The sequence below is a fragment of the Chryseobacterium sp. NG-CE01 genome, from assembly GCF_055695505.1.
Map to the genome: position 1 here is coordinate 3742122 of NZ_CM146369.1, position 18242 is coordinate 3760363.

Below are 18242 nucleotides of genomic sequence, written 5' to 3' on the forward strand. Positions count from 1 at the left end.
AAATGATGAGAAAAATATTATTATTTATAAGCTTTTTTACAACAGTTATAATTACTGCACAAAATTTAAGCAGTAATGAAAATTATACATATTCGAGAACATACCTGGAACCTGTTACTGTTTCCCAGCCTAATGCGAAGCAAATTCAAAGTGTCAATTATTTCGATGGTTTAGGAAGAAGCAAACAGAGTGTTGCTATAAAAGGATCTCCAAATGGAAAAGATCTTATCATTCACTCAGAATATGATAGTGATGGAAGACAGACTAAAAATTATCTTCCTCTTCCTTTAGATACTCAAAACGGGGCGTATCGATCAAATATTTCTTCAAATGAAATTAATTCCTATTATGGAGTTCCCAATGCGTATAGCGAAATTTTATTAGAAAAATCTCCCTTGCGAAGAATCGAAAAATCAGCTTCCCCTGGAACAGATTGGCAGATTACCGGAAACCATACGAAAAAGACAGAGTATAAATCTAATGTGGAAAACACGGTAAAGAGATTCAGGGCTACTACAACCTGGAATCCTGCTACACAATTAAATGACATCTCTGTTGATTTAGCGCCAAATGATGGTTATACAACAAACGGATTTTATAATGCAAACACCTTATTTAGCTATATTTCAATAGATGAAGATGGAAACCAAATTGAAACCTACACAAATTCTTTAAAACAAAAAATTTTAGTTAGGCAGATTAATAAAAAAACAAATGGAATTACAGAAAATTTAGATACCTATTATGTATATGACACGTATGGCAATCTATCATTTATAATTCCTCCAAAAGCTGCTGTTACTTCTTTAGTTCCTGCGATTTTGGATAATTTATGCTACCAGTATAAGTACGACAAATATAATAGATTGGTAGAGAAAAAGCTTCCTGGGGCCGGATGGATTTATATTGTATATGATAAACAAGACAGACCTATATTAGTACAAGATGCTAATCTTAGAACTACAAATAATAACTTTCAGAATAAAGGTTGGATATTTACTAAATATGATAAATTTGGTAGAACAGTATATAGCGGTTTTTTCTCAAATACATCTACACGAATACAAATGCAGACAGATGTTAATAACATGTCTGTAAATATTTTAAATAACGAAAGTTATAGTACAACTTCTTTTTCACAAAATGGAATAGATGTATATTATTCAAAGGCAGCATTCCCTACCGGTAGCATGACCATCTTGAATGTTAATTATTTTGACACATATCCTGTGAACGCCCCTGTGCAACCGCCTCAAATTAAAAACCAAACAACTTTACCATCATCTCCCACAAATTATACTTCAAATGGTATTTCATCAGTAAGGAGTACAAAAAGCCTTCCTACTGCAAGCTACGTGAAAAATGTAGAAAATGATAGTTGGTCATCTACGTTTATATGGTATGATAATTTAGGACGAGTAATAGGTTCCAATAATAAAAATCATTTAGGCGGATTCACTAACATAGAATCTCTTTTAGATTTTTCAGGTAAAACTATAGAGACAAATACTAATCATTCAAAAAATACCTCGAATATAGAATTTAATGTAAAAGATAGATATGTTTACAATGATCATGGCTTCATTGCTCAACATTATCAGAAAATTAATTCTAATCCAGAGGAACTGTTAACTGATTATAGCTATAATGATTTAGGGCAAATTATCAATAAAAAGGTTGGTAACAATTTGCAGAATATAAACTATCAATATAATATCAGAGGCTGGTTGACAGGTATAAATTCAGATAAAATAACGAATTTAGGGAATACTCTTTTTGCATATAAGATAAAATATAATTCTGTAGAAGGTGTAGAATCACCAAATAACTATGATTCCAACCTAAAGGTAAAGCCAAAATATAATGGAGGAATTAGTGAAACAGATTGGAAAACAGCGGCGGGCTCAAATGAACCTTTAAGAAGGTATGGTTATGTTTACGATGGCGCTGACCGTCTCAGAGCGGGGCTCTTTCAAATCGACACAAACCTTTATTCTAAGGAATATAGTGAGATAATTGATTATGATCTTAATGGTAATATCTCTTCATTATATCGTACAGGATCTGTGGTAAACTCTATTGCTGAAGTGATGGATGATCTAACATACAGCTACGACGGAAATAAATTATCATACCTTGAAGAGTCAGGAAGCGGAAATGCTCTAAGTGGATATCCATTGGGGATTGGACAAGGTCAAACCATAAATTATGATGCCAATGGTAATATGGTTAGTCATTTAGATAAAGGAATTACAAGTATATCGTATAATTTTTTAAATTTACCAGTATCAATTAAAAACACATCCAATTCTGAAGTCAAATTCATTTATACTTCAGCGGGAGTAAAAGCGAGAAAGATTGATAACAATGAAATTACCGATTACTTAGGAAACTTTCAATATACAGTTTCCAATGGTGTACAAACTTCTTTTGTTCTAATTAATGAGGAGGGTTATTTTGATTTTGTTAATAATAGATATGTTTATCAGTATAAGGACCATTTAGGGAATATACGGATTTCTTATACAAGAAATCAGAATGGTGTAGCAAGTATTCTCGAAGAAAATAATTATTATACTTTTGGTCTAAAACATTCGGGTTATAACACCGGTGATATCACTAACAATAAGTACAAGCATCTTTATAACGGTAAAGAATTACTAAGTAATGGAAATCTTGATTATGGCTGGAGACAATATATGCCAGATTTAGGTCGTTGGGGAAGCATGGATCAATTTTCAGAAGCTTATCATTCCACAAGTCCATACGCCTATGTACTAAATAATCCATCGAATATGTTTGATCCAGATGGAAGATTAACTCAGGCTCAAATCTTTTACATATGGAATAATTCGGGACAAGGATACACTTCATGGACATTTAACCCCGATGGAAGTCCTAGGGTGAAATCATATAGTTATATGGATAGTTCATTAGTACAAAGTATAATTAGCTCTATCTATGCGGCGGCAAGTAATTCTGGCGGTGGCGGCGGCGGTGGTGGCGGCGGCTTCGGTGGCGGCTTTGGCGGTGGCTTCGGCGGCGGCGGTGGCTTTAGCACTGGTACCTCAAGCTTTGGAAGCTATACAGCTATTCGTTTTTGGTCCGGTGACATAACTCAAAATTCTTACAGAATTGGTGATGAAATATATACTGATGCTGATTTTGGTGTTATGAACGAAATTAGAATTTACGCTCAGAACTTTTTAAATAATACTCAATCTACTATTAGTAATGGTCTGAATTGGATTCAGAACAATCCTACAACATTTACAGGAATAGCTGGAACTATTGAGGGTTCCTCACAGTTAGCAAGTTGGGGGTTAAACAAATGCAACGCTCCTTCAAGTATTTCAAAAAGTCGTATTTTCGCAGAAACAATCAGCACTAGACTTCCTGCATCCGCAAAAGTATTAGGAGTGACCTCAAAAGGTCTTAATATTTTAGGAAAAGCTGTCGGAACTGTTGGATTACTAAATACTGCTTATCAGTGGCAACAAGGAAAAATATCTGATGCAAGAGCAATTGCAGACGGCATTGCCGGAGTTGTTGGTTTTATGGGGCCTTGGGGAGCAGGAATATCATTAGCATACTTTGGAGGAATGGCAGTTGCTGAAACTTATTTTAATGACGGAAAACCATTATTTTAAAATGATCAAATTTATAAGATTACTTTTTTTTCACATTTTTATTTACTTCAAAAAAAAAGAGGGGAAGACAATTGCGAAATTTTCTACGTTCGCTGTATTTACAGTAATATTTTCTCTATTAATTATAAATGTTTACAATTTTTTTTACCAACAATATGATATTCATTACACGAGTCTTTCAGGAGAATCATACATATTAGCTTGTTTAGTTATTGGTATTTTTCTAGCATATTATCTCAATAAAGAAAGTTTTGAAGATTTTGATGAGTATTACCATTACAGTAGAAAATTTTATATCTATTTTTTTATTTTACTTACATCAACGCTTTTTTTAGTTATTTATACTGGAAAAATAAGCAGAAAAAGGTTACAATCAGTTGATGTGAAAACAATTGTTAACAAAATTTGATCATTTTGACCTAACTAGAAAGACAATCCAATAATTTTAAACTACCGCTTAATCAGCGGTAGTTTTTTATGAAATTATTTGCACCTACAAATAATAAATAATTTTGTTCGAAAGAAGATAAATGGAAAATTTGAAGTATTTTATTTGATTGCTTTAGCTTAACGCCTAATTGTGAATAATTTGATGTCGTATTTTACGAATTTGATTAAAAAAATTATAGATAAGATGACAAGTCAATACCTATACTTTGATAATTGCAGATGTTCTAAAGCATTATCAAAAACGGAAATATTTTCTATATCATTCTTTCTTTGATATGCCTGATATCAGACTTGATCTCTGCAATGAAATTTTGCATATTTCGTTCTGAAAACTCACCAGGTTCGTATTCTTTTGTACTGATACTGCAGGCAAATTCCCAGATCTCTCTGATTTCAGCCAGTGGAATTTTGTAAGGCTCATAAAAGCTATTGTCAGCCTTGACCCAAATTCCATCTGCTTCATGAAACTGGAATCGTTTGTAGCTGATCCCATCATTGATGGTGATGAAAACGTAGGTCCTGTCTGTTCTCAAATCAGAAAGGTGTTCGACATATTTTCCTACGATGTAGGTTCCGTTCTTATACGGAGGCATTGAATCTCCGTCAGCTGGGAATGCCCTGAACTTACCTCCTTTTAAAAAAGGTAATGATATTGTATCCAGACCTTCGATATACTCAGGATCACTGTAACCGTTAAGGTATCCCATCGAAGCTTTTTGCGGGATGATCTCAATCTGATCCTTACCTTCATTATCTACCTTAATAGGCAGAACGATCCTGTTGTCCGGAAGCTGCACGATTTCATCAAGGGAATATTTGCTGACATTGATGCTCAGTAATAAATCAATGCTTACATGGTAATATTTTGATATCTTAAGCAGGATCTCAAGGGGTGGTTCTGTAGCACCATCCTCATATTTCGCATACCTTCCGCGGGTGATTGCAAGATGGTCTGCGACCTTCTGCTGTGAGAGGTTCAGCTTACCTCTCAGATACCGCATGTTTTCTGATAAAATTGACATTGCTATAATTTATAGCAACAAATATATGAAATTTTGATACAAAACGTAATAATTTTGTTGGCATGAATCGTGCAATTGCCCATATGGATCTGGACACATTCTTCGTCTCTTGTGAGAGGCTGAAGAACTCCGACCTCGTTGGAAAGCCGCTTATAATTGGCGGTGGAGACCGGGGTGTTGTTGCCTCATGCTCTTATGAGACCCGGTATTTTGGGGTACGAAGTGCCATGCCGATTAAGATGGCACTTCGGCTTTGTCCTGAAGCAAAAGTCATTAAAGGCGATATGGAAATGTATTCCAATATGTCACATCTGGTGACCGAAATTATCCAGGAAAAAGTTCCCGTACTGGAAAAGGCAAGCATCGATGAGTTTTACCTTGATCTGTCAGGAATGGATAAATTTTTCGGTTGCTACCAATGGACAAGCGAAATTGCGGATGCAGTGAAAAAAAATACAGGGCTTCCGATCAGTTTTGCATTATCGACCAACAAAACCGTTTCAAAGATCGGAACCGGGGAGTCTAAGCCTACTGGTAAACTTGAAATCCCTGAGCAGAAAATCAGACCTTTTCTAAATCCCCTTTCCATAAAGAAAATTCCGATGGTTGGCAATGTCACTTTTCAGCTCCTCTCCAGATTGGGTGTAAGAACTATTGAGACCTTATCAGAAACACCGATTGAAGTTTTACATCAGCTGATTGGAAAAAACGGGAAGGAACTCTGGAAAAAAGCCAACGGCATCGATGAGTCACCTGTTCTTCCCTATTCGGAAAAGAAATCCATTTCAAAGGAAAATACATTTTCACAGGATACCATTGATATCATTGGAATTAAGAGCATTTTATCAGGAATGGTTGAGCAGTTATGCTTCCAGCTCAGACAAGAAAAATGGCTCACCTCTACTGTCGCAGTGAAAATCCGTTATGCTAACTTCGACACGGAAACCAGGCAATACAGGATTCCTTACACGTCGTCCGATCACACGTTGCTCAGGTATGTATTAGAATTATTTGACAAAGTGTATTCCAGGAGGATGCGAATACGTCTCATCGGTGTCAAGTTTACCGGACTGGTGCACGGCTGTCACCAGATGAATCTTTTTGAAGATACGGAAGAGCTGATCAGTCTTTATCAGACGATGGACAAAATTAAAATGAGGTTCGGCTCAGACAGCGTTGGAAGAGCTTCCGGACTTTTAAAACTGTAATTTCCAATGTTTATCAATTGTCATTCATTTCACAGTCTGCGATATGGCACCATCTCCGTGAAAGAATTAGTTCAACATTGCGTTGAACTCGGAATTGGCGTGGCTGCTTTAACTGATATTAATTGTATTTCAGGAGTTTATGATTTTCATCGCTTATGTGAGAAGAACAATATCAAACCTATAGTCGGTGTTGATATCAGAAACGACAATAAGCAGCATTACATCTGCCTGGCTAAAAATCAATCAGGCATCGGACAGATCAACAGGCTTTTGACCAACTACAATTGCGAAGGAATCGATCTGCCCCTTCATCATCCAGACCTGTCAAATGTGTTTGTCATCTATCCTATCACTAATTTTCCGGAGAAACTTAATAAAAACGAATACATCGGGATACGCCCTGAAGAGATCAATTTACTGATAGGTTCCAATGTGAAAAAGTATATACCCAGAATGGTCATTTTACAACCTGTTACTTTTAAGACCAAGAGAGAATATACGCTGCATAAGATCCTGCGTGCCATCGACCGGAATACACTGGTCACAAAACTTGAAGAAAGCGATATATGCGGACAAAACGAAAAACTGATTCCAACCGATGAATTATTAAGAAAATACCGGTATTATCCACAAATTATTGAAAACACTGAACAACTGCTGGAACAATGTCATTTCAATTTCGATTATCAGACCCCGAAAAACAAAAAGAACTTTACCGAAAGTAAAAAAAATGATATGGAGCTGCTCAAAAAACTGGCTTATAGAGGATTGGGGGAAAGATACGGAGAGAATGATGCACAAGCAAAACAAAGGCTGGATAAAGAATTAGCGGTCATAGACCAGCTGAACTTCTGTGCTTACTTTCTTATCACCTGGGATATCATTCAATACAGCAACAAAATGGGCTTTATGCATGTTGGCCGTGGAAGCGGTGCCAATAGTATTGTGGCCTACTGCCTAGGGATAACGGATATCTGCCCGTTAGAACTTGACCTCTATTTCGAGCGTTTCCTGAATCTGAACCGTAAAACACCGCCGGACTTCGACATTGACTGGAGCTGGCAGAACCGTGATGCCATCTTACAATACATTTTTAATAAATACGGAAAAGACCATGTGGCATTTTGCGGAACCAATGTTGAATTCAAATACAAATCTATTTTCCGTGAGGTGGGTAAAGCATTCGGTTTGCCAAAAGAGGAGTTAGATGAACTGGCCACCAAACCCGTAGAACAGCATGATATCAATTCCGTATCCAGACTGATTTACAAATATGGAAAATTATTGGAAAAATTTCCCAACCAGAGAAGCATGCATAGCTGCGGAATTCTGATTTCTGAAGAGCCCATTACCAATTATTCTGTCTTGGAAATGCCCCCGAAAGGATTTCCGATCGTCCAGTTCGACATGCATGTGGCAGAAGAAATAGGTCTTGAAAAGTTTGATATTCTGTCTCAACGTGGCCTGGGAACCATCAAAGATACCGTAAACTTAATAGAGGAAAAGCGAGGCATCAAGGTCAATATCCGGGATGTCAGTTTATCAAAGGACGAAGAGAAATGCAATGAATTTTTGAGCCGTGGGAAAACAATCGGTTGCTTTTATATCGAAAGTCCGGCCATGCGCGGACTGCTTAGAAGATTGAAATGCAACAATTACAAAGTATTGGTAGCTGCCTCCTCGATTATCCGTCCGGGTGTGGCACAAAGCGGAATGATGAAGCAATATATCTTCCGGCATAATAACCCCGATCAATTTGAATATTTCCATCCTGTATTTGAAAAAGAACTGGGCGAAACGTATGGGATTATGGTTTATCAGGAAGACGTTATAAAGATAGCTCTTCACTTCGGAGGACTGTCCCCTGCAGACGGCGACGTCTTACGCCGGGCAATGAGCGGCAAAGGACGTTCCCTCTCTGCCCTGCAGAAAGTCAAAGATCATTTCTTCGAATCCTGTAAAGCACTAGGCCATCCGGAGCAGCTTTCCAAAGAGGTCTATCGCCAGATAGAATCCTTTGCAGGCTATTCATTCTGCAAGGCCCATTCTGCATCGTATGCTGTGGAAAGCTACCAAAGCCTCTATCTGAAGGTGTATTACCCTATCGAGTTTATGGTTTCAGCGATCAATAACGGCGGTGGTTTCTACAGAACAGAGGTATATGTCCACGAAGCCAGGATGTCCGGTGCAACCATATTAAATCCCTGTGTCAATCTAAGTGAATACCAAACTACGGTTTACGGAACTGATGTTTATTTAGGATTGATGCATATCGAAAAGTTCGAGAGCAAAATTGCTACACTTATCCCTGAAGAAAGGAACAATAATGGAGATTACACTTCTCTGGAAAACTTTGTTAAAAGAATTCCTATTGGTACTGAAACCTTACAAACCTTGATATTCATTGGCGCATTCCGGTTTACCGGCAAGCAAAAGCACGAATTGTTAATTGAAGCCAGGTTTCTTTTAGCGGGGGACAGACCGAGTTTTAAGCATTTGACCTTACTGGAAGAACCTCAAAAAGAATATACGCTTCCAAAAGTACAAAGACATCCTTTGGAGGATGCCTTTGACGAAATCGAGATTTTGGGATTTCCGGTCTCAGCAAGTCCATTCGACTTACTGCAAACCCAATACAGAGGAAGCATCATGGCTAAGGATCTGGCAAACTACCATAAAAGACAGGTCAAAATGCTGGCCTACCTGATTTCCCGAAAACACGTCCCCACTAAAAGAGGGACCATGTTTTTCGGAACTTGGATCGATGCAGAAGGAGAATATTTTGATACGGCGCACTTTCCTGATAACCTTTCACAGTATCCTTTTCAGGGTGGCGGATGTTATTTACTATTAGGAACCGTGGAAGTTGATTTTCACTTTCCCACCATTACCATTTTGAAAATGGCTAAAATGCCGTTCATTCCGGACCCTCGATACAGCTTGGACAAAGAAAAGCAATTTGAGGCATACAATAATATAAGAGAGGATGTGAGTATGACCTTCAGGAAGCCTTATCCCCAGGAACATGAGATAGGGCTGCCTAGAAGAAAGATGAGTTGAACAATTGAAATCTGTCTTAGAAATATGCTGGCTTTTTAAAAAAGAAAGTCTTTGGATTTTCCTAATTCCGGTAATGTGCATAAACTGCTGTTTATCGAAAATAACGTGCAGGGCTAATAGAAGCAAAAATCTTAATTATATACAAAAGTTAGATTGTACAACAAGTGTTGGAGTATGTAACTTCGCCTTACTATTGCGGGTCCGTTTTTGTCATGTTTTATATCTGAATCTATTTATTTACATTCATTTCCAGTCCCATTTTCGAAATTACATTTTCAATTAAATTGTGAAATTAAATAGTCTTTCCTAATTCACTTTCCACGCTTTTTTACTGTGAATCAGATATTATATTTAAATTAGCACCATATGAAGACTTTATTTTTTTTACTGATATCCCAGCTTGCTTTTGCACAAATTAAAACACTTTTCGGCAAAAAAATAACGAATAGAGAATTTGAAGCACGAATAACAAATGCGATGGATTCTCTAAATGTCAGAGGGATGAGCATTGCATTGATTAATAATGGTAAGGTTATTTATAACAAGGGATTTGGATTAGCTGATGCAAAAGAAAATATTCCTGTAAAAAAAACAACATATTTTGAAGCAGCATCCCTTTCAAAACCTGTCTTTTGCTTATTCGTACTAAAATTATCAAAAGAGGGAAAAATTGATTTGGATAAACCTCTTTATGAATATTTACCTAATGAAGATATTGCAGATGAAAGATATAAAAAAATTACCGCAAGAATGGTCCTCAGCCATAGCACAGGATTACCCAATTGGAGTGAAAACAAAAAAATAATATTGGAGGCTGATCCCGGCACCCGGTTTTCATATTCCGGGGAAGCATTTGTTTATCTTGCTAAAGTAATTGCAAAATTGAATAATGTCACATTAAAAGACTTAGACCCCCTTTTTCAAAAGGAAGTGGCGAAAGAATTTAAGCTAAAAAATTTCAGTTTTGTTATCACTCCGGCAATTTCAAAGAGACTGGCAACAGCTTATCAAGAAAATAATCCTGTCAAGGACGACAGAGATAGGTCCATCTTTGATCCTGCCGGAGGACTATACGCCAATACAGAAACCTATTCCAAATTTTTAGTTCAATTGATGAATAATAGTTCGGAATACAAACCTATGTTTAAGCCTGTTATTAGACTGGAGAATGACAATGTAGTCCGAAAATATTTTGGTATTGATTCCTGGGCTTTAGGCTTAGGGATGGAAAACATTGACGGTACAATCAATTACTGGCATGGTGGCAATAATTTAGGTTATACTAACTCCTTTACCATAAACCTAAATCGAAAGTTTGGTTATGTATTTTTTACTAATGCTGATCAGTGCCATGGAATGAAGAAAATTATTGAAAATCTACTATGGAAATAAGAATAGTAGGAAGTTATTATTCACATCTAAGCTCCATTCATAATTAAATCGTTTTTGGGATTTACTTTATTAGTCATTAACTTTTTGTAGCTTGGCGATCAGATATAAATGATTTCAGCTTACTAATAGATTTTTGCGGATCAAAAAAAATGATAATCATATGTAAATTCTTCCATAAACTTTTTGGAATATTGGGCTTTGAATTTTTCTACTACTTCACCGAATTCACCACGCAGTTTCTATTCTACTACGCTTTTTGAAGCTTCAATAACTTTCCACAGTCCATCGTAGAATCGAATGTTTTCTTCTTTATCATCTCCATCATACCATTTTATTAGACTTGCTCCAACAAATATCAAACTTAGTTTCCAAATCAGGAACTTTATATAATACTGCACCTACAGGAATTTAACCGGTACGGTAAATTAACAATAATCTAAGTTTGCAATAATGAAACTCACAATAATTTCAGCTTTTGCTTTTTTTTTTACTTCATGTGAAAAGCAAAAAAATGATACAGATTTAAATGATAATTTGTATAATGTTTTAATAGAAAAATGGAAAAGATCGAATATTGAAAGATTCTATAATGGGCGATATGAAGAGATAAACTAGTTAAAGCAAGACCACGATTAATTTTTAATTTACAATCTCTAGAATTGAAATCAGAAACTCGATCTGAAATCTTTTATGGATTATGTAAAAGAAAATTTGACAACTGTATTAGCAACAATATAAATTTTATACCATTTAGAAAAAGAATTTATTTTTCAACTGAAATAAAAAAATGGAGAATAAAAATCCTAAACATTCGGAATTTTAATTTTCAACTGAAAAAATCTACAATTTATCATTCAAAATCGATATTTTTTCAAAGAAGCGAGCAAGAGCAGATGATCCCAGTGAAAAGCCTCGGTCGAAAAAAGAAGTAGGAAGTTGGGAAAAAGTTGAGCAGGCTACGGTATGTATGATTACGGAGCGAGATTCTATATGCCTGATAAAAACACGCCACCGGATAATACAGTGATCCAATGCTATGAATATTCAATGTATTCTGTGTCAGGCTAGTTATATTAATGATACTCGACGTTGGGAGCCTGGTTCTGGCACTGCAACATGGGGACGATCTATTGCAATTATTAAATTTTTAGTAAATTTAAATTCCTGAAAAAATTTTTCATCATTTGTGTTTTTAAGACCTCTCATTTCTTTAGGGAGGCTTTTCTTAGTCAAAAATCAGCGGCTTTCGATTATATTTTTTTAATTTTCAAATCATTTATAAACAATTGTAGTAACTTTACGACAGACTAAATAGATTCATTGATTAGTTTTTAGAAATATTTCAAGAGATTTTGAATGAGTATTATACGTTTTTACAAACCCAAATCTGAATTACTGAGCAAGTATATTGAAGGCTTCTACTTTATATCAGAAAATGACACATTAGAAAGAAATCAGTATTGGACATTTCCAAGCAACTTTTCTCTAGCAACAGTGTGTTTAGATGCGGAATTAATTGCTGAAGAAAAAAAAATCACTGTAATAAAATCATCCGTTAAAAAGATAGACTCCTTTCTTTTTTATAATATTCCAAAACCTATTGAGGTTACCTATCATAATGCAATAAATGAAGTGACTATATACTTCAAACCTCTTTCTCTTCACCACTTTTTTCCTGATGTATGTATTTCTGCGAGTAAAGACCACATAAAAAATTTTGATCCTCATACTGATTATTTGTTAGCAATTCAGAAGATACTGAAGCTGCAAGAAAGAGAGAAACAAGCAGAACATCTCGAGGAATATCTTATTTCTATCTTTAAATTTAAAGAACAAACGATGGTAAATGATATTCTCAGAAAGGTAGAGAGTGGATTGAAGGTGAAAGAAATTGCAAAAGAATTAAATATTTCCAGGCAATATATTAATAGAATCTTTTTTAAACACATCGGGAAATCTCCCACTGATTATAAAAAAATACGCCGTTTTAGACAAACAATAATTTCTAAAGATGTTAGCGATAAATTCATTTCATTGTCATATGAGAATTGGTTTTTTGATCAGCCCCATTTCAACAGAGAATTCAAAGCACTCACAGGTTTCATTCCTACGGTATTTTTCAAAAATGTAGACAGATCAAAAGAAATGCTTTGGCTTTTCGTGTAATGGTTTACATCTGTACAATGTTCAAGATTATAAAAATCCTACTTTTGAAGTCATGATTTTTAACAACAGAATACAAATAAAACTTCGTATGAGATTAATCCCGGTGATGATACTGACCCCTATCATTGTTTTTGGACAAGATAGTATATCGACTAATCTTACAAGATACATGCAGGCACAGTCTACTGTAAATAATTTTAGTGGAACCGTATTTGTTTCGAAAAAAGGATCGATTTTACTTAAAAAATCATATGGCTTAGCTGACTACGAATGGAATGTAAAAAATACGACAGATACTAAATATAGTTTAGCATCAGTAAGTAAACAGTTTACGGCAGTCGCAATCTTACAACTTGTAGACAAAGGTAAAATTTCATTGGATGATAGATTAAGTAAGTTTTTTCCGGGATTTCCGAAAGGAGGCAGCATCAGTATCCATATGTTGCTTTGCCATATGTCCGGCCTACAAATGGATTTTGATGAATTATATTTAAGTAAAACATCAATTGCCCGGGATGCTGCCTTAAAGCATATTAAACAAAAAAAACTTCTGTTTCCACCTGGGACCGATACATCGTACAGTAACATCGGTTACTATTTACTTGCACAAATTGTTGAAAAAATATCACATCTAAGTTTTGCGGAGTATTTAAAAAGAAACATATTTGATAGAGCAAATATGAATAATACAGGCATTATTACAAATAATGAACTTATAAGTAAAAGAGCTAAAAATTATATTGTTACAGGAGAAAAATACGAAAATAATCCTTATATCAATTGGCAATACAATATTGGGCATGATGGCATATATTCTACGGTTGAAGATTTAGCTTTGTGGGACAAAGAACTGTACAGAACGACAATTCTCTCTTCGGAAATGAAGAAGTTAATGTTCACTTCTTATAATGCACAAAATTTTGGTTATGGTTTTCTGATCAATCCATTTTATAACCATGGGCATCAATTAATTGCACATGATGGTGGTTTTTTTGGAGCCATGACATCATTTAATCGATTTATAGACGACCAAATTTTTGTAACAGTTTTATCCAATAATCAATCGCCCTCTTATATTATTTCTTATGGACTTTCGGCAATCGCTTTAGGAAAGAAAGTTGAAATACCCTATAAACATATCAAGGTAGCAATAGATACTAAAATTTATGATGAATATATAGGTCAATACGGTCAAGTTCATATATTGAAAATTGATGATAAATTATATTACAATAATAAACAAACTGAACTACTGCCTGAATCAAAAATAAAATTTTTCAGAGCAGACAACAATGACAGAACCATTGAATTTATCAAGGATAAATCAGGCATTTGTAACTCAATAATTCTAACCAAGGGAGGCGTGAAAGAAGTTATAAAAAGGAATTAATGTGTAATTATTAATCTTTAAGAAAGTAACTAACAATGCGAAAACAATGTCTTAGCCTAAGTTTTTACCAGTAAGTAATTTACTAATTAAATCTTATGCCTGAATTAGCTTAAACTACAGAAAAATCACAGGCTTAATATATTAATCACTTTATAATCAATTTTATGAGAACATTCATATCGGTCCTTGTTATGATTATGTGCTCCTTAGACTCTAGTGCACAATCGGCTTCTGCCCAACAAAAAGATAACTATACTGTACAGTACTTAATAATTTTTAATCAGAAAAATGAAGTACTCTTAATGAAAAATAACCTGGGATGGCATACTCCCGCAATTCGGGCCAATCAACCCCAATCCATAAAAGAATCACTTGATAGTTTAGCAAAAAGTATTCACATAAAAATTAAAGATATTCGCTTATCTGGATTATATGCACATAAGTTTGAAGGTCTTGACGATCATCCTGAAATCTCATATCGCAGTCACTATACAGCACAACTATCTGATGAAAAAGATTATCCCAAAGGAACTGCATCTACTAATGGAGATGTCGAATATCATTGGATTAGAAAAGATAAAGTAGAATCGTTATTACATTTCGATTTTTTAAGGGCACAAACCAAACCTATTTTGGATAATCCTTCTAAGGTTTGGGGAGGTACGTTTCTTATCGTGTGGAAAGATAATGAACTTCAAGGCTCAAAAATTGTCGAACCTATCTATGTTTTATCTAATTAAATTCATTGTGAAAAATGTTTAGAAACAAAATCAATAAGATAAAAATGTCTAAAAACCAACCAATGTAAGTTGTCTATATGTCTAAAACAAAGGAATGATGAATCTTTTTCATATAATTTGTTCCTCATACGAATTACTTAAAGACAATATTATTAGATGAAGTTTTACTTAATACTTATCCATGAAAAAAGTCACTATCGTTTTCGCAAATATTCTACTTTGTTCTTTTTCTATTTTAGTCATTGCTCAACAACCTGATCAACGCATTGACAAAATTATTAATCGTGAAATGGATGAAAGACAAATACCAGGTTTGCAAATAGCTGTAGTGCAAAAAGATAAAATAATTTATTCCAAAAGTTTTGGCATTGCCAATCTGCAAGACAGTATTGCTGTTGATAATCAATCAATTTTTGCAATAAATTCAATTACTAAAGTTTTTACAGCAGTAGCCATCATGCAACTGGTTGAAAAAGGCTATTTTCAACTCTCAGATCCTGTCAATAAACATTTGGATATACTACCTACCCATTGGCAGGCCGCTACGGTTAACCAATTATTGACCCATACTTCCGGATATCCTGATTTGTTAAAACAATTGGATCCCCTGACCGGCGGCGTTGGATCTTTAAAAACTGAAGAGGCCGTTTGGGAAAAAGTAAAAAATCTACCTATGGATTTCACTCCTGGAGAAAAATTTAGTTACAACCAAACCAATGGATATTTACTTGGAAAATTAATTGACAAATACTCAGGTTATCCGTTTTCAAATTATTTGTCAGCAGCACAATTTGGCATAGCGGGAATGAAAAACACAGTTTTTGGCGACTCCAGAGATGTCATCCCTCACTTTGCACCTACTTATTTTTGGAAAAAACAATTAGATGGCCAAGAGCTGAAGAAGCGTACTCTCATTAATAATTATTATGAATTTCCATCTTTTAGAAGAGCAGCTGCCGGACTAAACAGTACAGCTGAAGATTTGGCAAATTGGATTATTGCTCTAAACAGCAACAAATTATTAAACGACAGGTCGTTAGAGATAATGTGGTCTCGATCGAAATTTAATAATGGAAAATCTACCGATTGGGCATTGGGCTGGGGAATGAATAAATTTAGAAAGAAGCACAGGGCACTTGGAATGTCCGGTGGAGGTCGTGCTGCATTTTTGCTTTACCCAGAGGACAGTTTGGCTGTCGTAGTTTTAACAAATCTTGCAGGAAGCTATCCTGAAGACTTTTTAGAAGAAATTGCGGGAGTTTATGATCAAGAAATTCCGAAAACAGACCCTATAACAAATCTGAGATTAAACTTAAGAGCAATTGGTTACGATAAAGCTATCGAATTTGCTGATAATGAAAAAAAGAGAAATGTGTATTTTACGCCAAAGGAATTCGAATTGAATGAATGGGCTTACCGCTTAATGGCAAAGAATCAGAACAATGAGGCCTTGGAGATTTTCAAACTCAATACTCACCTCTTCCCTACAAGTGGAAACGCTTTTGATAGCTACGGCGAGATTTTGCTTAAATTGGGTAATAAATCTCTTGCTCTTAAGATGTATAAAAAATCCATTGAACTCAATCCAAACAACGAACATGGTAAAAAAGTATTATCAGATTTATTGAGTAAATGAATTTTAAAGTTTAGTATCTATTGTGATCCATAATTCAATCAAACCACAGTTTATGATCACCTGATTTTTTTGTTGAGAATTTCAGATTTTTTTAATATAACCGTAATTACGCAGCACCTTGTAGCAGAAATTACAAATTATCGTATCATGGAAGGGCTTTTACCTATATGTGTTTTTAATAAATTGGTATAATTTCCTTCATTGGTAAATCCTAATTCATTGGCAATTTGGGAAATGGTATAGGAAGAATGCTGTAAAAGCTTTTTAGATTCGTCTAATATTTTTTCGATAATAATCTGTTTGGCGGTCTTACCTAATATATATTCGGTCATTTCTGTTAATTTTCTTGTAGTGATATTCATCTCGGTGGCATAATGGGAGACTTTTTTAAATTTTTTATAATCGTGTTGTAGCAAAATTTTAAATCTATTAACATAATATAAATAGTCGAACTGAATATCCTTTTTTACTTCTTCGTTCGGCACATGAGAGGCCGCGTCCAGAATAAAACAGGTGAAGATTTTGCGAGATTTTGTTTGATTCTTGCTCACAATAATCTGTATGCTCATCCATACACGCAAGTTACTCAGGAGTATGAAGAGATGTGGGAACTTCAAAAATTACTCAATAAAAAATTAGTGCTAAAGGAAAATGAGAAGGTACAAATGTGCGTGAGAATAGGTAAATCTAAACCGTCATACCATTCCTACCGCCGTGAAATAGCGTCGTTTATAATGTAGTACTTTAGTGAGAAATAATACCACTATACTCCATGCTTTTATGAGTATGAAAGATCAGAAAAATTACAGAGTTGTAAATCGGGACAGTATCGTTTTTGAGACGTCGGAGTTCATGCAGATTTGGCTAATAATATAAGAAACATACAATTCCATGAATAGGATAAATATCATAATGCGGTAGAGCTTACGGCCTCAAAAATTGTTTCCGTATCCTGCTCAGTGATTCAGGTCTAATTCCTAAGTATGAAGCAATCAGAACCTGAGGAAATTTTTGTAGAAAAGCAGGATAATTTTTTATAAGATTGTTGTATCGTTCTAGAGCGGTGAGACTTGTCAAACTTGTTAATCTTTTCTGCATCGATATACTGTGATTGATATCCAGTTTTCTCATTAAGTGGCTGAAAGCCGGCAGATTCTGTATTTTTATATAATCGTCTGCAGAAATAATCAGCACTTCCGTATCCTGATAGGCTCGAATGTCATAATTTGAGGGTTTTTGCCCTGAAAGACTTTCTCTGTCGGTAACCCACCAGTTTTCCACAAAAAGATTTACAACATTAGTCTTCCCGGATTGATCAGTATAATACTGATACATAGCACCTCTAATTATAAAAGCACCTTTGGTTGAAATTTCATTTTGTTTTAGAAAGAATTGTTTTTTTTTGATCTTTTTATAAATAAAAACCTCAGTGATGAGATTTTTTTCTTCAGCACTCAGTTTTATTGAGTTATAGCTATTGATGTAATCAAAAAAAATTTCAAAAACATCAGCATTTCTTTCCATTTAG

11 protein-coding genes are annotated in these 18242 nt (G+C 34.9%); 8 read left to right on the forward strand and 3 right to left on the reverse strand.

Going from position 1 to position 18242, the window contains the following annotated elements; all coding sequences use genetic code 11:
• Positions 1-2 precede the first annotated feature (2 nt).
• Positions 3-3650, forward strand: a complete 3648-nt coding sequence (locus ACYT6F_RS17190) for a DUF6443 domain-containing protein (protein WP_472598847.1) — start codon at positions 3-5, stop codon at positions 3648-3650.
• A gap of 704 nt (positions 3651-4354) precedes the next feature.
• Here ACYT6F_RS17190 and ACYT6F_RS17195 read toward each other — a convergent pair.
• A complete protein-coding gene (locus ACYT6F_RS17195; protein WP_472598848.1) occupies positions 4355-5122 on the reverse strand; it encodes an XRE family transcriptional regulator in 768 nt (255 codons plus the stop codon).
• A 62-nt stretch (positions 5123-5184) separates the two neighbouring features.
• Here ACYT6F_RS17195 and dinB point away from each other — a divergent pair, with 62 nt between their 5' ends.
• From dinB to ACYT6F_RS17230, 7 genes are all read left to right on the forward strand, one after another.
• Positions 5185-6330: a DNA polymerase IV gene (dinB, locus tag ACYT6F_RS17200; protein WP_472598849.1), complete on the forward strand. Its 1146-nt coding sequence runs from the start codon at positions 5185-5187 to the stop codon at positions 6328-6330.
• 6 nt (positions 6331-6336) lie between these two features.
• Positions 6337-9390: a DNA polymerase III subunit alpha gene (locus tag ACYT6F_RS17205; protein ID WP_472598850.1), complete on the forward strand. Its 3054-nt coding sequence runs from the start codon at positions 6337-6339 to the stop codon at positions 9388-9390.
• A gap of 366 nt (positions 9391-9756) precedes the next feature.
• Positions 9757-10782 (forward strand): serine hydrolase domain-containing protein, encoded by a 1026-nt coding sequence (locus ACYT6F_RS17210; RefSeq protein WP_472598851.1) that lies wholly within the window; start codon positions 9757-9759, stop codon positions 10780-10782.
• 1356 nt (positions 10783-12138) lie between these two features.
• Positions 12139-12948: a helix-turn-helix domain-containing protein gene (locus ACYT6F_RS17215; protein WP_472598852.1), complete on the forward strand. Its 810-nt coding sequence runs from the start codon at positions 12139-12141 to the stop codon at positions 12946-12948.
• Positions 12949-13036: 88 nt separating this feature from the next.
• A complete protein-coding gene (locus ACYT6F_RS17220; protein ID WP_472598853.1) occupies positions 13037-14338 on the forward strand; it encodes a serine hydrolase domain-containing protein in 1302 nt (433 codons plus the stop codon).
• Between the two features lie 302 nt (positions 14339-14640).
• Positions 14641-15078 carry a hypothetical protein gene (locus ACYT6F_RS17225; RefSeq protein WP_472598854.1) on the forward strand — a complete coding sequence of 146 codons (438 nt, stop codon included), beginning with the start codon at positions 14641-14643 and terminating at the stop codon, positions 15076-15078.
• 181 nt (positions 15079-15259) lie between these two features.
• Positions 15260-16714 (forward strand): serine hydrolase, encoded by a 1455-nt coding sequence (locus tag ACYT6F_RS17230; protein ID WP_472598855.1) that lies wholly within the window; start codon positions 15260-15262, stop codon positions 16712-16714.
• Between the two features lie 137 nt (positions 16715-16851).
• Here ACYT6F_RS17230 and ACYT6F_RS17235 read toward each other — a convergent pair whose 3' ends face one another.
• Both ACYT6F_RS17235 and ACYT6F_RS17240 read right to left on the reverse strand, forming a co-directional pair.
• Positions 16852-17265, reverse strand: coding sequence for a helix-turn-helix domain-containing protein (locus ACYT6F_RS17235; RefSeq protein ID WP_472598856.1), 414 nt, complete (start codon positions 17263-17265; stop codon positions 16852-16854).
• Between the two features lie 373 nt (positions 17266-17638).
• Entirely contained in the window at positions 17639-18238 is a 600-nt protein-coding gene (locus ACYT6F_RS17240; protein ID WP_472598857.1) for a Crp/Fnr family transcriptional regulator, read from the reverse strand.
• Between the last annotated feature and the right edge of the window lie 4 nt (positions 18239-18242).

What these genes read in the sequence shown, in the direction of transcription:
- ACYT6F_RS17190 (WP_472598847.1), top strand. Translation starts at nt 3, where the DNA reads ATGATGAGAAAAATATTATTATTTATAAGCTTTTTTACAACAGTTATA.
- ACYT6F_RS17195 (WP_472598848.1), bottom strand. Translation starts at nt 5,122, where the DNA reads ATGTCAATTTTATCAGAAAACATGCGGTATCTGAGAGGTAAGCTGAAC.
- dinB (WP_472598849.1), top strand. Translation starts at nt 5,185, where the DNA reads ATGAATCGTGCAATTGCCCATATGGATCTGGACACATTCTTCGTCTCT.
- ACYT6F_RS17205 (WP_472598850.1), top strand. Translation starts at nt 6,337, where the DNA reads ATGTTTATCAATTGTCATTCATTTCACAGTCTGCGATATGGCACCATC.
- ACYT6F_RS17210 (WP_472598851.1), top strand. Translation starts at nt 9,757, where the DNA reads ATGAAGACTTTATTTTTTTTACTGATATCCCAGCTTGCTTTTGCACAA.
- ACYT6F_RS17215 (WP_472598852.1), top strand. Translation starts at nt 12,139, where the DNA reads ATGAGTATTATACGTTTTTACAAACCCAAATCTGAATTACTGAGCAAG.
- ACYT6F_RS17220 (WP_472598853.1), top strand. Translation starts at nt 13,037, where the DNA reads ATGAGATTAATCCCGGTGATGATACTGACCCCTATCATTGTTTTTGGA.
- ACYT6F_RS17225 (WP_472598854.1), top strand. Translation starts at nt 14,641, where the DNA reads ATGAAAAATAACCTGGGATGGCATACTCCCGCAATTCGGGCCAATCAA.
- ACYT6F_RS17230 (WP_472598855.1), top strand. Translation starts at nt 15,260, where the DNA reads ATGAAAAAAGTCACTATCGTTTTCGCAAATATTCTACTTTGTTCTTTT.
- ACYT6F_RS17240 (WP_472598857.1), bottom strand. Translation starts at nt 18,238, where the DNA reads ATGGAAAGAAATGCTGATGTTTTTGAAATTTTTTTTGATTACATCAAT.